Source organism: Paenalcaligenes hominis, from assembly GCF_041359055.1.
In the GTDB taxonomy this organism is placed as follows: domain Bacteria; phylum Pseudomonadota; class Gammaproteobacteria; order Burkholderiales; family Burkholderiaceae_B; genus Paenalcaligenes; species Paenalcaligenes hominis_A.
The window spans coordinates 77,362-92,825 of sequence record NZ_JBGJKZ010000003.1 but is presented as its reverse complement, the minus strand read 5'-3'; the positions used below and the strand labels follow the sequence as shown (position 1 = coordinate 92,825).

Below are 15,464 nucleotides of genomic sequence, written 5' to 3'. Positions count from 1 at the left end.
AGATGCCTTAGGGGCTTTTTTAAAAGAGTAATCGCTCACATTCCCATTTGCCATTTAATACGGCTTGTCGTACCAAGAAAAGCAGCCGCTCTTTAATCAGCTCTATGGCTTGATTAGATGCCGTGCCCACATGTTCACATAAGTAAAGGGTACGTCGCACTTGGGGTTCGATAATTTCTCTGTATACCAAGCCTGAGTCGTGAACTCGTTTTAACGCATAGGGTAAGGTAGCAATAGCCCCACCAAAACCTTCTCGTAAAAAAATATGCACAGCGCTAACATTATCGGTAGCTATGGTAGCGTGCTGCTCTAGAGACTTTTGCAGACTGGGATTATCCATAATCGAACGCCCCGTCACCCCTTTACGCAAAAGAATAAATGGCAAGCGCAATAGCTCTTCAACGGGCAAGGGTAATGTGGGATCGCCTACTATTTCTGCTTTACCTACAAATACCATCCGTTCTTCAATTAAAGGCATAGAACGTATTACAGCATCTTGTGTTGGGTTATAGGCTAAAGCTAAGTCGATTTTGGCATCAAACAGTTGTTGTAGAGTGCTGCCTGATACCGTTTCTGAAATGGTTAAATCAATACCAGGGTATTCTTTGATCACCATCTCCATGAGATCTTTACCAATCATCTCAACCGAGGTGTAAGCCATACCAATAGCAACCGTCCCCTCATAACTTTGCTGCCACTGCAGCAATTCTGTTTTGGCTGTAGATAAAATCGTAAGCACCTGTTTAGCATGCTCATACAAACGATCGCCCTGAGGGGTGGGTTTTAAGCCATGACGGCTTCGTGTAAACAGTGCACATTGGACTCGCGCCTCGAGATTAGACAAATGATGGCTAAGCACAGAAGGCGCTGAACGCTCTTGCTCTGCCGCACGAGAAATGCCCCCGGCTTCATAGATCGCCACGAACGATTGCAGTTGTTTTAAGTTCATCGTTCTATTTTTTCGAAAGATGTCATTGAATATTTATAATTTTCGTAAAGAAAAATCAATGATAACCTCATTTGCGTTTGGAGGAGGTCTGATGAGTCAAGAGTTTTTGCCCTTACAAGGAATTCGTGTCATTGAAATGAGCCATATGATTATGGGCCCATCGTGTGGCATGTTTTTAAATTTTCTTGGGGCCGAGGTAATTAAAATTGAACCCCCTAGTGGCGATAAAACACGTTATCTCACTGGGATGGGACGCCCTATGTTCCCTCTATTTAATCGGGGCAAGAAATCCATTCAGTTGGATTTAACCACAGAGGCAGGTCGTCAAACGCTAGATAAACTCTTAGCTACCGCAGACGTGTTTGTAGAGAATTTTAAAGATAACTCTCTAACAAAGATGGGGGCAGATTTAGAGCAGATGCGTATCAAACACCCCAAGCTTATTATTTCCTCTTGTAAAGGCTTTCTGTCTGGTCCCTATCAAGACCGCACCGCCCTAGATGAAGTAGTACAAATGATGACCGGCTTAGCTTATATGACTGGGCCAACGGGTCGTCCGCTACGTGCCGGTTCCTCTGTTAACGATATTATGGGTGGTCTTTTTGCCGCCTTCTCTGTGTTAGCTGCACTACTAAAACGTCAAGAAACGGGTGAAGGCAGTGCCATTCGAGTCGGGTTATTTGAAAACTGCTTGCTGTTGGTCGCACAGCATATGGTGCAGTTTGCACTTGAGGGCCGTAACCCTCCCCCTATGCCCGAACGTGAATTCTCTTGGCCTATTTACGATATTTTTGAAGATAAAAACGGTGAGCAGATTTTTATTTCTGCTGTAACCGAAGGACAGTGGAAAACAGTTTGCGAGATCTTGCATCTAGAGGTTTTTCTCAGTGATGCCCGTTTACAAACTCGTCCAGATCAAATTAAAGCACGTTCATGGACATTACCTTTAATCGGTACCCAAGTCGCTCAACGTACCGTTGCAGAGCTTTCAGCTCTATTTGAAGCCCACAGCATCCCCTTTTCTCCTATTGCCAAGCCATCTGATATGTACAACGACCCCCATGCAATGCGAGAGGGTGCTATGGCTGAGTCTTTTTGTGAAGATGGCTCATCGTTTAAAGCCCCTTCTTTACCCTTTGAGGTAGATGGCGTGCTTATTACTGGGGGCGGCAATGTGCCTGCACAAGGGCAAGACACCATCGAAGTTTTAGAGGCCTTAGGTTTAAGCTCTGAACAAATCCAAGCCGCAAGGGGTAACAAGGACATAACCCAATGAGTCTAAGTGCCATTTATCCCCCTCATCAGCTGTGTTTACGCGAGGTCGGCTTGCGTGATGGTTTACAGCTAGTGAAGCAATTTCCAACCACTGCTGATAAAAAAGCGTGGCTCCACCAAGAGCACAAAGCGGGTGTCCGTTATTTTGAGGTGGGTTCTTTTTTACCCGCACACCGCTTTCCGCAATTCGCCGATGTACGAGAGCTAATTGAGTTCGCTAAAACATTGGACCAGACTGTGGTGTCGGCCTTAGTGCTGAACGAGCGTGGGGTTGTGGATGCATTGGGCACGGCCGTGGATGAAATAATGTATGTGGTGTCGGCCACCGAGCAACATAGTCTTGCCAACAGTGGCAAGACTCGAGCCCAAGCCATTGAGCTACTGCAACGAGCAGTGGAGTTACGTGATCAACAAGCGCACCCCACTATTATTAGCACAGGCATCTCTATGGCGTTTGGGTGTTCGCTAGAAGGTCGGGTAAATCCCGATGAAGTCTTAACGCTAATTGCGCAATGCTTTAATGCAGGAGCCGATATGGTGGCACTGGCTGATACCGTAGGCTACGCCAACCCACGTCAAGTTCGCGATCTCATGCGCACTGCTCTGGACGCATTCCCTAACCGAGCTATTGGTTTACATTTACATGATACTCGGGGCTTAGCTATTGCTAACGCTACGGTAGCTCTCGAAGAAGGCGTACGGATTCTCGACGGGTCGCTTGCGGGTCTAGGGGGGTGTCCATTTGCTCCCGGTGCCACGGGTAATATTGTTTTTGAAGACCTAGTGTATCTTTGTGACAGTATGGGGCTACCCACCACGATAGACCTTACAGAACTGCTTAAAGCCCGACAGGTTGTTGCAGCAAGTATGCCTAACGAACTTCTCCAAGGTGCATTAGCCCAAGCCGGGCTGCCGCGCCTTTAACTTAAAACTAACTACAACTCATTCTCTCGGAGACCGATCATGTTAAAAAGCGTGAAACTAACTACCGCTGCCTTGGTATTAGGCATGACTTCCTCTATGGCTTGGGCTGCCGATTACACCATGCGCCTTAGCCACCAATTTCCTCCTGCTCACCCCACAGCACAAGCTATGGAGCAGTTTGCTAAAGATGTAGATACTGCTACAGATGGCAAGGTAGAGGTTCAGGTATTTGGGGCAGCTCAACTATTCAAACCCAACCAACACCATAGCGCTGTGGCGGGTGGTCAAATTGAATCTGCAATTATTCTCTCCATGCAGTGGGGCAGCACCATCCCAGAAATGTCCATTTCTATGATCCCATACCTTATGTCTTCTCCTGCCAAACAAGAAGCATTTATTGGCTCTGAAGCATCCAAGATCTTAGACAAAAAAATGGAACAAAAAGGGGTCAAAAATATTGGTTGGTTAGTTGATACTAACGACTTAATTGTGACGTCTTCCAATCATTTATTAGATACACCCGAAAGCTATAAAGACGTAAAAATCCGTGGTCTAAACAAGCAATTTGACCAGGGTTTAATTGCATTAGGCGCAGTACCCGTTACTATGCCTGGCTCCGAAGCCTATCAAGCCTTACAAACCGGCATTGTCGATGCAGGTATTACCGCTATTCAAGCCGCCTATTCACGTAAATACTACGAAGTTCAAAAATACGGTGCCGCCTCTGCGATTGCGCTTATTTTTGATAACCTAGTCGTCAACCCTAAATGGTGGAATGGCCTGCCCGAAGACATTCAACAGGCTATTCAAGGTGCAGTAGATACAGCCGTAGATAACTCCCTCATTCGTTACGAGGGCGTAAATGAAAAAGACATGCAGCACCTTACTGATAACGGCATGGAAGTCGTTACCCTAACGCCCGAACAAATCGAACCAATTAAAGCGATTATGCAGCCCGCAATTATTGCCGAGTACTTAAAAGGCACCGGTAAAGATGGACAGACACTTATTGATATGATTGAAGCGCTTTAATCATTATGCAACACACGCTTGATACTTCTACTATTCAACAAGATGGACCGCTTTTGTATTACTACGGGCGGTTCATTCTGCGCATTTGTCAATTTGCCATGGCTATTGCTTGTGTGCTGCTTTTGTTTGATTTGGTGCTTGTGGGTTTAGCCATTCCCATGCGCTATGTGTTCTCTAAGCCCATTATTTGGGCTGATGAAGTCATTGCCCTATCCTTAACAAGCATTGTGATGCTAGGCGCACCAGAGGTCTTACGCCGCAACGGGCATATTGGTGTAGATATTCTTATTACTCACTTATCGGCAAAACTTTTACCTTGGGCCCAGCTCTGGGCCAGTCTTTCTGTCTTGTCAATGACGGGCATACTAATTTTCAATGGTTGGCATACCGCCATGTTTTCCAAAATGATTGGTAGTCTTACCGAGGGACACCTAGAACTCCCCGTTTGGCAGCTTCAGCTTTTACTGCCCGTAGGGGGTGTATTGCTTTTGCTCGTTACGATTGAACATTTGTGGCGTAGCGTGCGTCACATCATCAAAGGCACGGCCAAGGCATAAAGCATGTTAGTTCTTATTATTCTTATTACCTTACTCGCACTCCTATTTACTGGCGTTCCTATTTTTGCTGGCTTGACGCTGTATGGTGGTGCGTTGCTTTTAGTCGTGCAAGGCGACTTTGGTTCTGTTTCGGATATTATTTTTGGTGAGCTTAATCGCTACCTCCTTGTGGCCATTCCTTTGTTTGCGTTTATGGCCCACATTATGATTAAAGGTCGGGTGGTCGACGATTTGTACGATACAGCCTACACCTTTACTCGACATCTACCTGGTGGCTTAGCCATTGCTACCATTTTAGCTTGTACTATTTTTGCGGCTATTTCTGGCTCAAGTATTGCTACAGCCTTAACCATCGGCTCAGTGGCTATTCCCCAAATGATCCGTTATGGGTACGAACCTAAAATGGCCTATGGGGTAGTTGCTGCCGGCGGGACATTAGGTATTCTTATTCCTCCTTCTAGCCCATTAATTTTATATGGTGTCACTACCGATGCTTCAATTGGTGCTTTGTTTATTGCCGGGGTTATTCCTGGTTTATTAATGGCACTTATTTTTGCGTTATGGGCAATGTTTCGCTGCGCTAACCCTGCATTAAATATTCGACGCGACCAACGTGCCACCAGCACAGAACTTTGGTCTGCATTTAAAAAATCCATTTGGGCTTTATCATTACCTGTTTTTGTACTAGGTGGAATGTACTTAGGTATTTTCACTGCTACAGAAGCCGCAGCGGCTGGGGTATGGTTAGCTCTGCTTATAACCGTATTTATTTATCGTAGTATTGGTTGGAAAGAGATTTGGGAATCAGCCAAAGAAGCGTGCTCATTATCGGCGATGTTGTTTATGATTTTAGCCGGTGCCACTGTCTTTGGTCATGTGCTTACTAAAATGCGAATTCCTCAGGAAATCGTGAATTCTTTAGTAGCACTTGATGTAGGGCCGGTCGGTTTTATTATTATTATGATGGCACTAATCATGGTGTTAGGCATGTTCTTAGAGTCCATTGCCATTATCTTGATTACTATGCCTGTAATATTACCTGCTATGGCTCATTTGGGCATAAATCCTATTTGGTACGGAATTTTATTAGTTATTAACCTAGAGATTGCCATGATTACCCCCCCTGTTGGCATGAATCTATTTACTATTAAAGCCATTACCAATGCAGATTTCTTACAAATCGTTAAAGGTTCTGCTCCATATGTACTTTTAATGCTCTTTGCCTTATTGCTAGTATTTTTATTTCCACAATTAGCATTATGGTTGCCCGAACTCATGATGAGTAAATAAAAAAACAACCCACACTGTTGCATTTAAAACTGCCGTATAAACGGCAGTTTTTTTTATTTAAAAGATAGCGTTATTCTGTATAAACAGGTTCGCCTAAATTCAACATGAGGCGATTAGCCCAGCCAAAAATCGACACTGAATGGATTAAGTCTAGTATTTCTACCTCATCCATACCTTCTTCTTTTAGAGCCTGAATAAGAGCCTCATCCAAATGATCAGGTTTTAGGGTTAAAGCGGTAGCTAACTCTATAATGGCTTTATCGCGTGAGGTTTGGGCAGCCGTAGCAGGGTCAGCAAATACAGCCGCCACCACGTCTGGACGCTTTGAAAGCTGCTCAAAACGCTGTGCATGCACTGACGCACAATACACACACCCATTAATTTGCGATACGGTTAATGCGCCTAACTCGCGATCGGCACGATTTAAACCACGAGGTGCATACATAATTGCATTATAAGTATGAGAACGATGGTTTAAAATTTCTGGCTGATGCACTAATAACAAATAATAATCAGAGGTTTTAGCTTGAGGGTGACTGGCCTCTAGTACAGCCACTTGCTCGGGAGTGGCTTGATCCACATTCACCACATCCAACCATGCTTTCCAATCTAAGCTCTCATTAGTAAAGCCATTTACTTTAATTACTTCAGACATCGTGTTTCTCCAAACGTTGCATGGCTTTTAACCCTGTTACCAAGCGCACTTGGTAAGCCAAAAAAGCAATCAATTGACTCAAAGTGATGCAGTCAGGGGTAGGCACACCTGCTTGCTCTAGCTGTTGGATAGCGTTTTTATCCCCTTCAATGGGCTTTAACGTTAAGGTGCGCGTAAAAATTAAAATAGCCTGCACAATGGGATCAGAAACGGTAGTGGGCTGGTCTGCTGCTACGGCCTCTAACCACTGGGTTGGCACCTTAGCCTGTTGTGCTTGTGTTAAGTAGTGCTGATGAAGTTCTTGCGCCTGAGTTAGCTGAGTTGTATAGACCGCTACTAACCAGCGCACAGCTAAATCCAAATGCAGCTCGGGGCTAAACAAGGCCTCGTAGCTAGCTTGAGTACCATGACGAACTTTGTCTCTAAATACGCGCGCTGCATAGGTGCTGCTCTGGGGCGTTAAACCCAGCACGCTGTCGATAAGATCTGTGCTACTGGAAGAATTCATTGTTTTTTGCCTCGTTGTGCTCTAGATAAAAATGCTTTGATGGCTGACCAGCTTGCCGCGTCAGAGGCCGCATTGGCATCGGGACGACCGCCACTGGTACTGACCCGTTTTGATACAGGGTGGGTGTAAATTAATTGGGTAGTAGGAATATAAGGAAACACAATACTGTGTCCTGCATCAGGCGTATCGACCCACTGTACCTCATGGGTGTAACCATGTTGCTTTAATCGCTCTACCACCATTTGACTGTATAAGCTTGATGGCCATGCGCCGTCGTCGGTACCCGATAATAAAATAATGGGTGCTTGAATACGTTCTACGGGTATGCGTGCCCGCTCGATGGCGTCGGGGTCTTGCAAGGCTGTTAAAATCGCTTTTTCATGGCGATGCGGGGCTGGCCCGTCATCGTAGGGTGCCCACGTTGCTGTTTTATTATTCGCCCATACATGCGTGAGTGGCTCACCATTTAACAACCAGGCAGGGCCTTCGCGCCCAATGGCCGGATCCGCTGCATTTTGTCCACTGTGCACCACCGCTCCAGGCACATAAGCCACCACCGCCGACACATCCTCGGGGTAAATACTGGCCAAAAGCAACACCAGCTCGCCACCACGTGATTGACCATTGATGGCAACAAAGTCATTTAATGGTGTGTAAGTCTGACGCAGCCAATCTAAACCTTTTTTAAAATACTCTAAAGGGGTATTAGATATGTAATCCGACAGACCTGGCGCTTTAAAATAAGCCAAAGCAAATGCCACATAACCGTGTGATGCGTATAAAGCAGCGCGTGGCTCGTTAATACCACCGCCCGAGCCATTCAGTATCATCACAGCAGGATGCGGCCCAGGGGTAGCGGGAATAAATACGGTACCCACCAAGCCATCTTCACGTACCTCTATACGTTGCACACCAGGCGCAGCCAGACGCTGAACTAACTGCCCTTCTAGTTGGACGGCATCACTTTGTACTTCAATCTGAGTATAAATGGGGTCTGTTACCTGCGCCCCAAAGACCTCACGCTCACCTTCTTGCTCTGGCGTTTGCGACCAGATTAAGCCCATCGGGTCTACCCCCTCATAACTACCCGAAATTGGGGCTTGGGTAGTGAGATCAACAACCCCTTTGGCATCGGCTTGATAAATGGCCTGGCTTTGCCATACGACACGATGACCACGTAGGGTGCGGGTACGCAATTGCACCTGCTGCCCTGGAGTCAAACCGTTAACGCGTATGTGTCTAGGTACATCAATCAAATCATCAATAGGCTCTATAGACAGTTGAGCGTGAGTCATACTGGTTCCTTTTACTGTTTGGTAACCATTACTGGGACGGTACGATCTGAGCTTAATGGTTTAACAACTAAGCCTTTTTTCGCTGCCCAAATATTTTTATAGTGGAACAAAGGAATAATCCCTACCTCTTCCGCTACGGTTTGTGCCGCTTCTTGCATTAGCACTTCGCGCTTAGCTGGATCAAACTCAGCTGTTACGGCTTTTAGCGTGCTATCTAATTTTTCACTACTGTAGTGACCCCAGTTTGATGCGCCCAGTCCTGCATCAGCATCAGGGGTAGCTAAAATATTAACCATAGCGTAAGAGGCTTCGCCCGTACCATTACCCCAAGCAATAACTGACATAGCGTAGTCGTTTTTGCGGGCAGAGCTGGAGTACACCGCCCATGGCACCACCTCGACATTTGTTTTTACACCAATCCGTGTCCAAAACTGAGCCACCGCTTGAACGGTTTCTGGGGCTAGCGGGTAACGGTCGGAAGGCACATGCACACTAATCTGAAAGCCCTCTGGATAACCCGCCTCGGCTAATAAGGTTTTGGCTCGCTCTGGATCGAAAGCAATAGCAGGAATATCCGGGTTGTAACCAATCGAACCTTCTGGCATCCACTGGTTGGCTACGGTGACACCACCTTGCAAAATACGATCGGCGATAGCGTCACGATTAACAGCTAAAGAAAGCGCTTCTCGCACTCGCTCATCAAGCAATGGGTTTTTATCTAAAGGTTTGCCTGCGTTGTCTTTAATAAACTCATTAGGCTTTGGGTTGAAGCTCGGCTGCAACAAAAATACGCGCAAACCGTTATAGGCAAACACATCAACCTTGTCGTCTTTTTCTAATTTAGGCAGGTCTGATACAGAGACCTTGTCAATCACATCGACGTCACCGGCTAATAATGCCGCAGTGCGTGAAGCCGCGTTTGCCGTATAGGTGTAATCGACCTTATCCCAAATGGGGGTTTCGCCCCAGTAGTTAGGGTTTTTCTGGGCCACAATACGCTCGCCAGGTGTATAGCTAACCAGGGTGTAGGGCCCGGTTCCCACCAAGGCTTTGCCTGAATTAAAGTCTTCACTGCTAGCGTTTTCTGTAGCATGTTTACTTACAATATGCACAGAGGCCAGATTCAACGGTAAATCTGGGTTAGGCACATTCGTCTTTATTTCTAAGGTCGTGGGATCAATAATGGTCACACTCTCAATCGTACGCACATAGCCTGTGAAAGGCGCGACTGAGCCAGGTACATTGCGAATTCGCTCGATGGAATACACTACGTCTTCGGCTACAAAAGGCTCACCATCGCTCCACTTCACCCCTTCACGCAAACTAAACTGCCATGTGGTGGGATCAATATTTTTCCATTCCGTTGCCAGTGAAGGCAAAAGCTGGTTGTGATAGTTACCTACTAACATATCAAAGAAGAACAAGCCCGCAGAACGGTCTCCCGCATAGTTATTTAGCTGGGGGTCTAAAGATGAAAGATTATCTGCAAAAGCAATTTTCAAATTGTTTTCTTGGGCAAAGGCTGCACTGGAAAGCAGACCAGCCACTAACGAGGCAACAAGCAGTTTTTTCATGGTGATTCCCTTAAAATTAATCGATAACTCACAACATAATCAAAAACCTAGACTAGGCTGACACATCATTCAAATGGCAGGCACTCAAGTGCTGGGCCCCTACCTCTTTTAGAACCGGAGCTTGCTCTCTACATATGGGCATAGCGTAGGGGCAGCGAGGATGAAAATGACAGCCACTAGGTGGGTTTAATGGGCTAGGTATCTCCCCTTTAATGGCCACAAATTTTTTCTTTCTATCACTGATACGAGGTATTTCAGCAAGCAAGGCTTGGGTATAGGGATGATTGGGATGGGTATAAATCTCTGTAGTAGGCGCTGTTTCTACGATGCGTCCTAAATACATAATAGCCACACGGTCTGAAATATGTTCGACCACCCCTAAATCATGACTAATAAATAAATAGGTCAACCCTAGCTCATCTCGTAAATCCATAAATAGATTCACAATTTGGGCTTGAATTGAGACATCAAGTGCCGCTACGGCCTCATCACAGACCAACACCTCTGGCTGAACCGCTAAGGCCCGAGCTATACCAATACGCTGCCGCTGACCCCCACTGAACTGATGGGGAAACCGTTGCCGCAAGGCTGAACTTAACCCTGCACGCTCTAATTGAGCACTTACATACTCATCCACCTTTTTTGGACTAACAAGCCCATGAATTAATGGCGCTTCCCCAACACTTTGACTAATACGCAAGCGCGGATTTAAGCTGGCATACGGATCTTGGAAAATCATTTGAATACGTAGTTGGCTTTGATGCCACTGAGCGGAACTCATTTGCGCAGTATCTACACCATCTACCCACATTTTGCCCGAAGTCGGAGACAAAATACCTGCTACCATGCGTCCTAGCGTGGACTTTCCACAGCCCGATTCCCCCACCAAACCAACGACTTCGCCCGGCCAAATAGCTAAATCGACCTGATTCACTGCCGATGTCACCACGGGCTTGGCCTGCAGGCCAAGCTGTTGCAATGATTGACCAACCCAATTGCTCTTTTTTAAACCAAACTGTTTTGAAAGCTGCTCTACGCGTACCACGGGTTCTGTCATAACATTTCCTTCACGGCTGGCTGTAAGCTTGCACTAGGGTAAAAGCAACGTACCGCATGCTCAGGCACTAGCTCGGCTAAGGCAGGCTCTTGAGCACATTTAGGCTGAGCTCGCTCGCAACGGGCGGCAAAAGCACAGCCACTAGGTAAATCAAATAAACTGGGGGTCATTCCTTTAATTTGGCGCAAACGTTGGCCTCGGGGGTTATTACTGGGCAAACTATTAATTAATCCTTCGGTATAAGGATGCTGCGGGTGTGCTAATACCTGATCAATGGTGCCCGTTTCTACAATTTTTCCGGCATACATCACCGCTAGACGGTCGGCTAGTCCTGCTACCACCGACAAATCATGGGTAATCCAAATCAATGCCGTACCGGATTCTTGGGCGAGCTTTTGGATTTCTGCCAAAATTTGCGCTTGAATCGTCACATCTAAAGCGGTAGTTGGTTCATCAGCAATAATTAAATCGGGCTTTAACAACAACGCAATCGCGATTGCCACACGTTGTCTCATTCCCCCCGACAACTGATGGGGATAAGCAGTTAAACGTTCCTCTGGACTAGGCACACCCATCAACGCCAAAGCTTGCGCAGCGCGCAAGCGCGCCTCTTTACGACTGATCTTTTCATGAGCCTGTAAGGTTTCAATCATTTGGGTATCAATGCGTAATACGGGATTCAAAGTCATCATGGGATCCTGAAAAATCATCGCAATGCGATTACCACGCAATTGACGCATTTGTTTTTCAGTTAAATCCAATAGATTCTGCCCTTTGTAGACAATCTGACCGCCTACAATACGCCCTGGCTCCTCTATTAAGCGCATAATAGAAAAACCAGTGACGGATTTACCTGAACCAGACTCCCCGACTAAGCCCACTATTTCACCGGGCTTAACAGTTAGGCTAACCCCATTCACAGCCAAGGCCTGACCCTCGTCCGTAGTAAACCCTGTTTTTAAATCATGAACCTCAAGCAAATAATCGGTATGCATTACAGCGCCCTCGGGTTATAGACATCACGCAAGCGATCAGCAATCAGATTTAACGACACAATAGTAAGTAATAGCGCAATGCCGGGGAAAAAACTAATCCAATATTGACCAGACAGCATGTACTGATACCCATTTGAGATTAACAAGCCTAAAGAAGGCTCGGTCACTGGTACCCCCAAACCTAAAAAGCTCATGGTGGCCTCAAGTGTAATCGCGCGTGCAACCTGCAACGCAGCAATCACAATCAACGCCGGTAAGCAATTCACTAAAATGTGGCGCAACATAATACGCCATTTAGGAATAACTAAGTTATGCGCTGCCGCGACATACTCTTTTTCTCGTTCGGCTAGAGCTTGACCCCGTGCTGTACGGGCATAATAGGCCCACTCAAGGATGACCAAAGTCAAAATAACATTTCCTACCCCTTTACCTAGGTACGCCAAAATCATCATAGCGACCAAGATAGAAGGAAAAGAAAGCATGAGGTCTACAGTACGCATCAATAATGCATCGACTCGTCCCCCAAAATACGCCGATACAATACCCAAGGTAGTACCCAATACGCTAGCAATTAATGCAGAACCTAGACCTACAAACAAACTAATACGCAGCCCGTACACAATAGCGGAGTACAAGTCGCGACCTTGACCATCGGTACCTAACCAATAAGTAAAAGTGCCCATGCCGTTTTCTGAACCTGGCGCTAAGCGCGAGTCCAAAATGTCGAGCTGCATGAGGTCATACGGATTTTGTGGTGTGATCCAAGGGGCAAATATCGCGGCAAACACCAATAAGGTTCCACACACCAAGCCAAATACAGCACGCTTGGATTGTAAAAAACGCCGCCAACTTTCTTTAAACAATGAGCTTTTATGCACGGGGCGTGCCGGCTGAGGAAGTGGAGAAACGGATTTACTCATGCACTGGGCTCCTTGCGAACACGTGGATCAATAAGCCGATACGCCACATCCACAAGAAAGTTAATGGTCACGAATACACAAACGATTAAGATCAGGTAGGCCAAAATAACCGGACGATCTAAATTATTGATACTGTCCAAGATCAACTTACCGGCACCAGGCCAAGAAAAAATACTTTCCGTAACCACAGCACCCGCAATGGTCACGCCCAGCTCTAGACCAATAACTGTCACCAATGGAATCATTAAGTTGCGCAGCACATGCACGCCGATAATTCGACTTGGCGCTAGCCCTTTAGCTTTAGCAAATTTAATATAATCCAAAGGCAAAACCTCACGAACGCCGGCATGAGTTAAGCGTATAACCAATGACATCTTGAAAAGCGCTAAATTAAATGCTGGCAAAATCATATGGTAGAGGCCGTTTGCGGTCAGAAAAGACCATTGCAAGCCCCAAATGGTGACGGTCGTGCCACGGCCGCTAGCAGGCAGCCACCCTAAAGACACACTAAAGGCCATAATTAGCATTAAGCCCACCCAAAAGGTAGGCAGGGAAAAGCCAAGAATACTGCCAGTCATAATCACATGTGACCAAGTGCTTTTAGGGTATAAACCAGAAATAAGCCCAAGCGGGACCCCAACCACCAATGCGATAACTAAAGCGGCAAGCGCTAGCTCCATCGTGGCAGGTAAACGCTGTAACACGAGCTCTAATGCGGGTTGGTTATAAATAAAGCTATAGCCTAAGTCGCCATGTAAAGCATTGATTAAAAAGCGGCCGTATTGCTGCCATAAAGGCAAATCTAAGCCTAGCTGCTGCATAATGGCCGCTCTATCTCGTTGATCGGCTTCGGGCCCGATTAAAATGTCCGCTGGGTTGCCAATTAAATGCAACCCAATAAACACGATCAAGGTCATTAGCAAGATAACGACAATGGCTTGTGCAAACCGTTTCAACACCCAAACTATCATGCAGACTCCGTTGAGTTAGGGGAAGCGGGTTGCCACTCGTCCCCTTCTAGTTCGGGCTCAGAAAAAGCTACTAAGCGTTGATAGTAATGCTCGATGTCTTCTTGGTACAGCGAACCAGCAATATTGCGAGCAATGGCTTGGGCACCATCAGAAATAGCAGGAATATCGCCTGAAACCGTACCATGTGTTGCCACAGCGGGGTAGTTAAAACAGTAAATATGACTAAGGCTTTTTGCATCGACCCCGTCTTTGGCTTGGAAGGCAAACTGCGCATCCAAATCTGGACAAGCGCTGAGCTCTGCGTCCTCTTCGCCGGCGGGTGGCGTATAGCGATCGGCCCATGTACGCACTAAAGGGGCAAAGCTTGCGTATTCTGGTCGTAACTGCCAATCAATCTTGAAGCCTGTAGCCGCAATTAGAAAATCAACCACAAACGTGCCAGTGGATGTTTCTATATGTAGTTCTTGGTTTTTAACATGCACCTGTTTGATCTGACAGCCCACATTGAAATAGGCGTTGTCATGTGTAGAGACCCGCAAAGTACTATTGCGAGGCGGGGGCACCTGTTGCACGTTAATATAATGACGTATCCGCCACTTCCACTCGTCAGACAACCCATAAAAACCATTTACAATGCCTGGGTTACCCGCGCCTTTACCCTTATTCACCGTAGGGATAGTAGTCCGACGAATCAATAAATCAACTCGATCAGCACCGCTTTCTAAGGCTGTAGCAGCACTATCCATAGCCGAAGCACCTGCACCAATCACTGCCACCTTTTTCCCACGCAATTGCGCATAGTCATAAGGATCGGAAGAATGAGCCCAATACTGACGTGGTATATCGCTAAGGAACGCAGGCACAGTAGGCCCACCTAAGCCATCACGACCTGTAGCCAAAATAATACGTCGTGCCAATAGATGCTGAGTTTGACCTTTAGCTTGTACCGTTAGGCTTAAATATTGGTCAGAATACAACTCGACACGCACAACTTTGTGCTCATTTTTTACTGGCAGCTGTAAGACCTCGCGGTACCAACGCAAGTAGTCCATCCATTGCAACCGCGGAATTTTATCGAGTTTGTCCCATTGCTCTGCACCAAACTGTGCTTCGTACCACGCTCTGAACGTCAACGAAGGAATACCTAAGGCTGGCCCCGTGAGCTGTTTAGGGGAACGCAAGGTTTCCATACGCGCTGTGGTCGCCCATGGCCCCTCGAAGCCTGCTGGAGAGGCATCTAGCACCAAAGGCTCTATGCCCACAAAACGCAATGCAGCCGCCGCAGTTAGCCCAGCCATACCGCCACCGATGATAACTACCTCTTCGACTTTTTTATCATCTACGGTATGCGCATGCACCCAAGTTTTAGCAGGTAACTCCAAACGGGAGAGGTCCTCTTGGAGTCGTGCCTCTAAATGTTCTAAACCAGCTTTTTGAATTGACATAGGTGTGCTTCGAATAA

Annotated in this window: 15 protein-coding genes; 5 read left to right on the top strand and 10 right to left on the bottom strand. The window is 46.6% G+C overall.

Annotated features, from left to right (window positions below):
- Positions 1-19 precede the first annotated feature (19 nt).
- Entirely contained in the window at positions 20-949 is a 930-nt protein-coding gene (locus ACBP46_RS07645; protein WP_371016151.1) for a LysR family transcriptional regulator, read from the bottom strand.
- A gap of 91 nt (positions 950-1,040) precedes the next feature.
- Here ACBP46_RS07645 and ACBP46_RS07640 point away from each other — a divergent pair, with 91 nt between their 5' ends.
- The 5 genes from ACBP46_RS07640 to ACBP46_RS07620 are packed head-to-tail and all read left to right on the top strand — an operon-like array spanning position 1,041 to position 6,027.
- Entirely contained in the window at positions 1,041-2,225 is a 1,185-nt protein-coding gene (locus ACBP46_RS07640; protein ID WP_371016150.1) for a CaiB/BaiF CoA transferase family protein, read from the top strand.
- A complete protein-coding gene (locus ACBP46_RS07635; protein ID WP_371016149.1) occupies positions 2,222-3,148 on the top strand; it encodes a hydroxymethylglutaryl-CoA lyase in 927 nt (308 codons plus the stop codon). Before ACBP46_RS07640 ends, ACBP46_RS07635 begins: the two co-directional genes overlap by 4 nt.
- 39 nt (positions 3,149-3,187) lie before the next feature.
- Positions 3,188-4,180, top strand: a complete 993-nt coding sequence (dctP, locus tag ACBP46_RS07630; RefSeq protein WP_371016148.1) for a TRAP transporter substrate-binding protein DctP — start codon at positions 3,188-3,190, stop codon at positions 4,178-4,180.
- Positions 4,181-4,185: 5 nt separating this feature from the next.
- The gene (locus ACBP46_RS07625; protein ID WP_371016147.1) at positions 4,186-4,737 is read left to right on the top strand and encodes a TRAP transporter small permease; all 552 of its coding nucleotides are present in this window, start codon (positions 4,186-4,188) and stop codon (positions 4,735-4,737) included.
- Positions 4,738-4,740: 3 nt separating this feature from the next.
- Positions 4,741-6,027, top strand: a complete 1,287-nt coding sequence (locus tag ACBP46_RS07620) for a TRAP transporter large permease (protein WP_371016146.1) — start codon at positions 4,741-4,743, stop codon at positions 6,025-6,027.
- Between the two features lie 70 nt (positions 6,028-6,097).
- On the opposite strand, the gene ACBP46_RS07615 is transcribed toward ACBP46_RS07620, so the two are convergent.
- Genes ACBP46_RS07615 through ACBP46_RS07575 form a run of 9 tightly spaced genes read right to left on the bottom strand, consistent with a single transcriptional unit; the run spans position 6,098 to position 15,447 of the window.
- Positions 6,098-6,682: a peroxidase-related enzyme gene (locus ACBP46_RS07615; protein WP_371016145.1), complete on the bottom strand. Its 585-nt coding sequence runs from the start codon at positions 6,680-6,682 to the stop codon at positions 6,098-6,100.
- The gene (locus ACBP46_RS07610) at positions 6,675-7,190 is read right to left on the bottom strand and encodes a CMD domain-containing protein (RefSeq protein ID WP_371016144.1); all 516 of its coding nucleotides are present in this window, start codon (positions 7,188-7,190) and stop codon (positions 6,675-6,677) included. The genes ACBP46_RS07615 and ACBP46_RS07610 overlap by 8 nt, the downstream gene beginning before the upstream one ends.
- Positions 7,187-8,485 (bottom strand): acyl-CoA thioesterase/bile acid-CoA:amino acid N-acyltransferase family protein, encoded by a 1,299-nt coding sequence (locus tag ACBP46_RS07605; RefSeq protein WP_371016143.1) that lies wholly within the window; start codon positions 8,483-8,485, stop codon positions 7,187-7,189. The genes ACBP46_RS07610 and ACBP46_RS07605 overlap by 4 nt, the downstream gene beginning before the upstream one ends.
- Before the next feature lie 11 nt (positions 8,486-8,496).
- Entirely contained in the window at positions 8,497-10,059 is a 1,563-nt protein-coding gene (locus ACBP46_RS07600) for an ABC transporter substrate-binding protein (RefSeq protein ID WP_371016142.1), read from the bottom strand.
- A gap of 52 nt (positions 10,060-10,111) precedes the next feature.
- On the bottom strand, positions 10,112-11,116 hold the full coding sequence (locus tag ACBP46_RS07595; protein ID WP_371016141.1) for an ABC transporter ATP-binding protein: 1,005 nt from the start codon (positions 11,114-11,116) through the stop codon (positions 10,112-10,114).
- Positions 11,113-12,111, bottom strand: coding sequence for an ABC transporter ATP-binding protein (locus ACBP46_RS07590; protein ID WP_371016140.1), 999 nt, complete (start codon positions 12,109-12,111; stop codon positions 11,113-11,115). Before ACBP46_RS07590 ends, ACBP46_RS07595 begins: the two co-directional genes overlap by 4 nt.
- Positions 12,111-13,031 (bottom strand): ABC transporter permease, encoded by a 921-nt coding sequence (locus ACBP46_RS07585; protein WP_371016139.1) that lies wholly within the window; start codon positions 13,029-13,031, stop codon positions 12,111-12,113. Before ACBP46_RS07585 ends, ACBP46_RS07590 begins: the two co-directional genes overlap by 1 nt.
- The gene (locus ACBP46_RS07580) at positions 13,028-14,002 is read right to left on the bottom strand and encodes an ABC transporter permease (protein ID WP_371016138.1); all 975 of its coding nucleotides are present in this window, start codon (positions 14,000-14,002) and stop codon (positions 13,028-13,030) included. The genes ACBP46_RS07585 and ACBP46_RS07580 overlap by 4 nt, the downstream gene beginning before the upstream one ends.
- Entirely contained in the window at positions 13,999-15,447 is a 1,449-nt protein-coding gene (locus ACBP46_RS07575; RefSeq protein WP_371016137.1) for an NAD(P)-binding domain-containing protein, read from the bottom strand. The genes ACBP46_RS07580 and ACBP46_RS07575 overlap by 4 nt, the downstream gene beginning before the upstream one ends.
- Between the last annotated feature and the right edge of the window lie 17 nt (positions 15,448-15,464).

Bases quoted from the DNA above. Each gene is read 5' to 3' on its own strand.
- ACBP46_RS07645 (WP_371016151.1), bottom strand. From the start codon at position 949: ATGAACTTAAAACAACTGCAATCGTTCGTGGCGATCTATGAAGCCGGG.
- ACBP46_RS07640 (WP_371016150.1), top strand. From the start codon at position 1,041: ATGAGTCAAGAGTTTTTGCCCTTACAAGGAATTCGTGTCATTGAAATG.
- ACBP46_RS07635 (WP_371016149.1), top strand. From the start codon at position 2,222: ATGAGTCTAAGTGCCATTTATCCCCCTCATCAGCTGTGTTTACGCGAG.
- dctP (WP_371016148.1), top strand. From the start codon at position 3,188: ATGTTAAAAAGCGTGAAACTAACTACCGCTGCCTTGGTATTAGGCATG.
- ACBP46_RS07625 (WP_371016147.1), top strand. From the start codon at position 4,186: ATGCAACACACGCTTGATACTTCTACTATTCAACAAGATGGACCGCTT.
- ACBP46_RS07620 (WP_371016146.1), top strand. From the start codon at position 4,741: ATGTTAGTTCTTATTATTCTTATTACCTTACTCGCACTCCTATTTACT.
- ACBP46_RS07615 (WP_371016145.1), bottom strand. From the start codon at position 6,682: ATGTCTGAAGTAATTAAAGTAAATGGCTTTACTAATGAGAGCTTAGAT.
- ACBP46_RS07610 (WP_371016144.1), bottom strand. From the start codon at position 7,190: ATGAATTCTTCCAGTAGCACAGATCTTATCGACAGCGTGCTGGGTTTA.
- ACBP46_RS07605 (WP_371016143.1), bottom strand. From the start codon at position 8,485: ATGACTCACGCTCAACTGTCTATAGAGCCTATTGATGATTTGATTGAT.
- ACBP46_RS07600 (WP_371016142.1), bottom strand. From the start codon at position 10,059: ATGAAAAAACTGCTTGTTGCCTCGTTAGTGGCTGGTCTGCTTTCCAGT.
- ACBP46_RS07595 (WP_371016141.1), bottom strand. From the start codon at position 11,116: ATGACAGAACCCGTGGTACGCGTAGAGCAGCTTTCAAAACAGTTTGGT.
- ACBP46_RS07590 (WP_371016140.1), bottom strand. From the start codon at position 12,111: ATGCATACCGATTATTTGCTTGAGGTTCATGATTTAAAAACAGGGTTT.
- ACBP46_RS07585 (WP_371016139.1), bottom strand. From the start codon at position 13,031: ATGAGTAAATCCGTTTCTCCACTTCCTCAGCCGGCACGCCCCGTGCAT.
- ACBP46_RS07580 (WP_371016138.1), bottom strand. From the start codon at position 14,002: ATGATAGTTTGGGTGTTGAAACGGTTTGCACAAGCCATTGTCGTTATC.
- ACBP46_RS07575 (WP_371016137.1), bottom strand. From the start codon at position 15,447: ATGTCAATTCAAAAAGCTGGTTTAGAACATTTAGAGGCACGACTCCAA.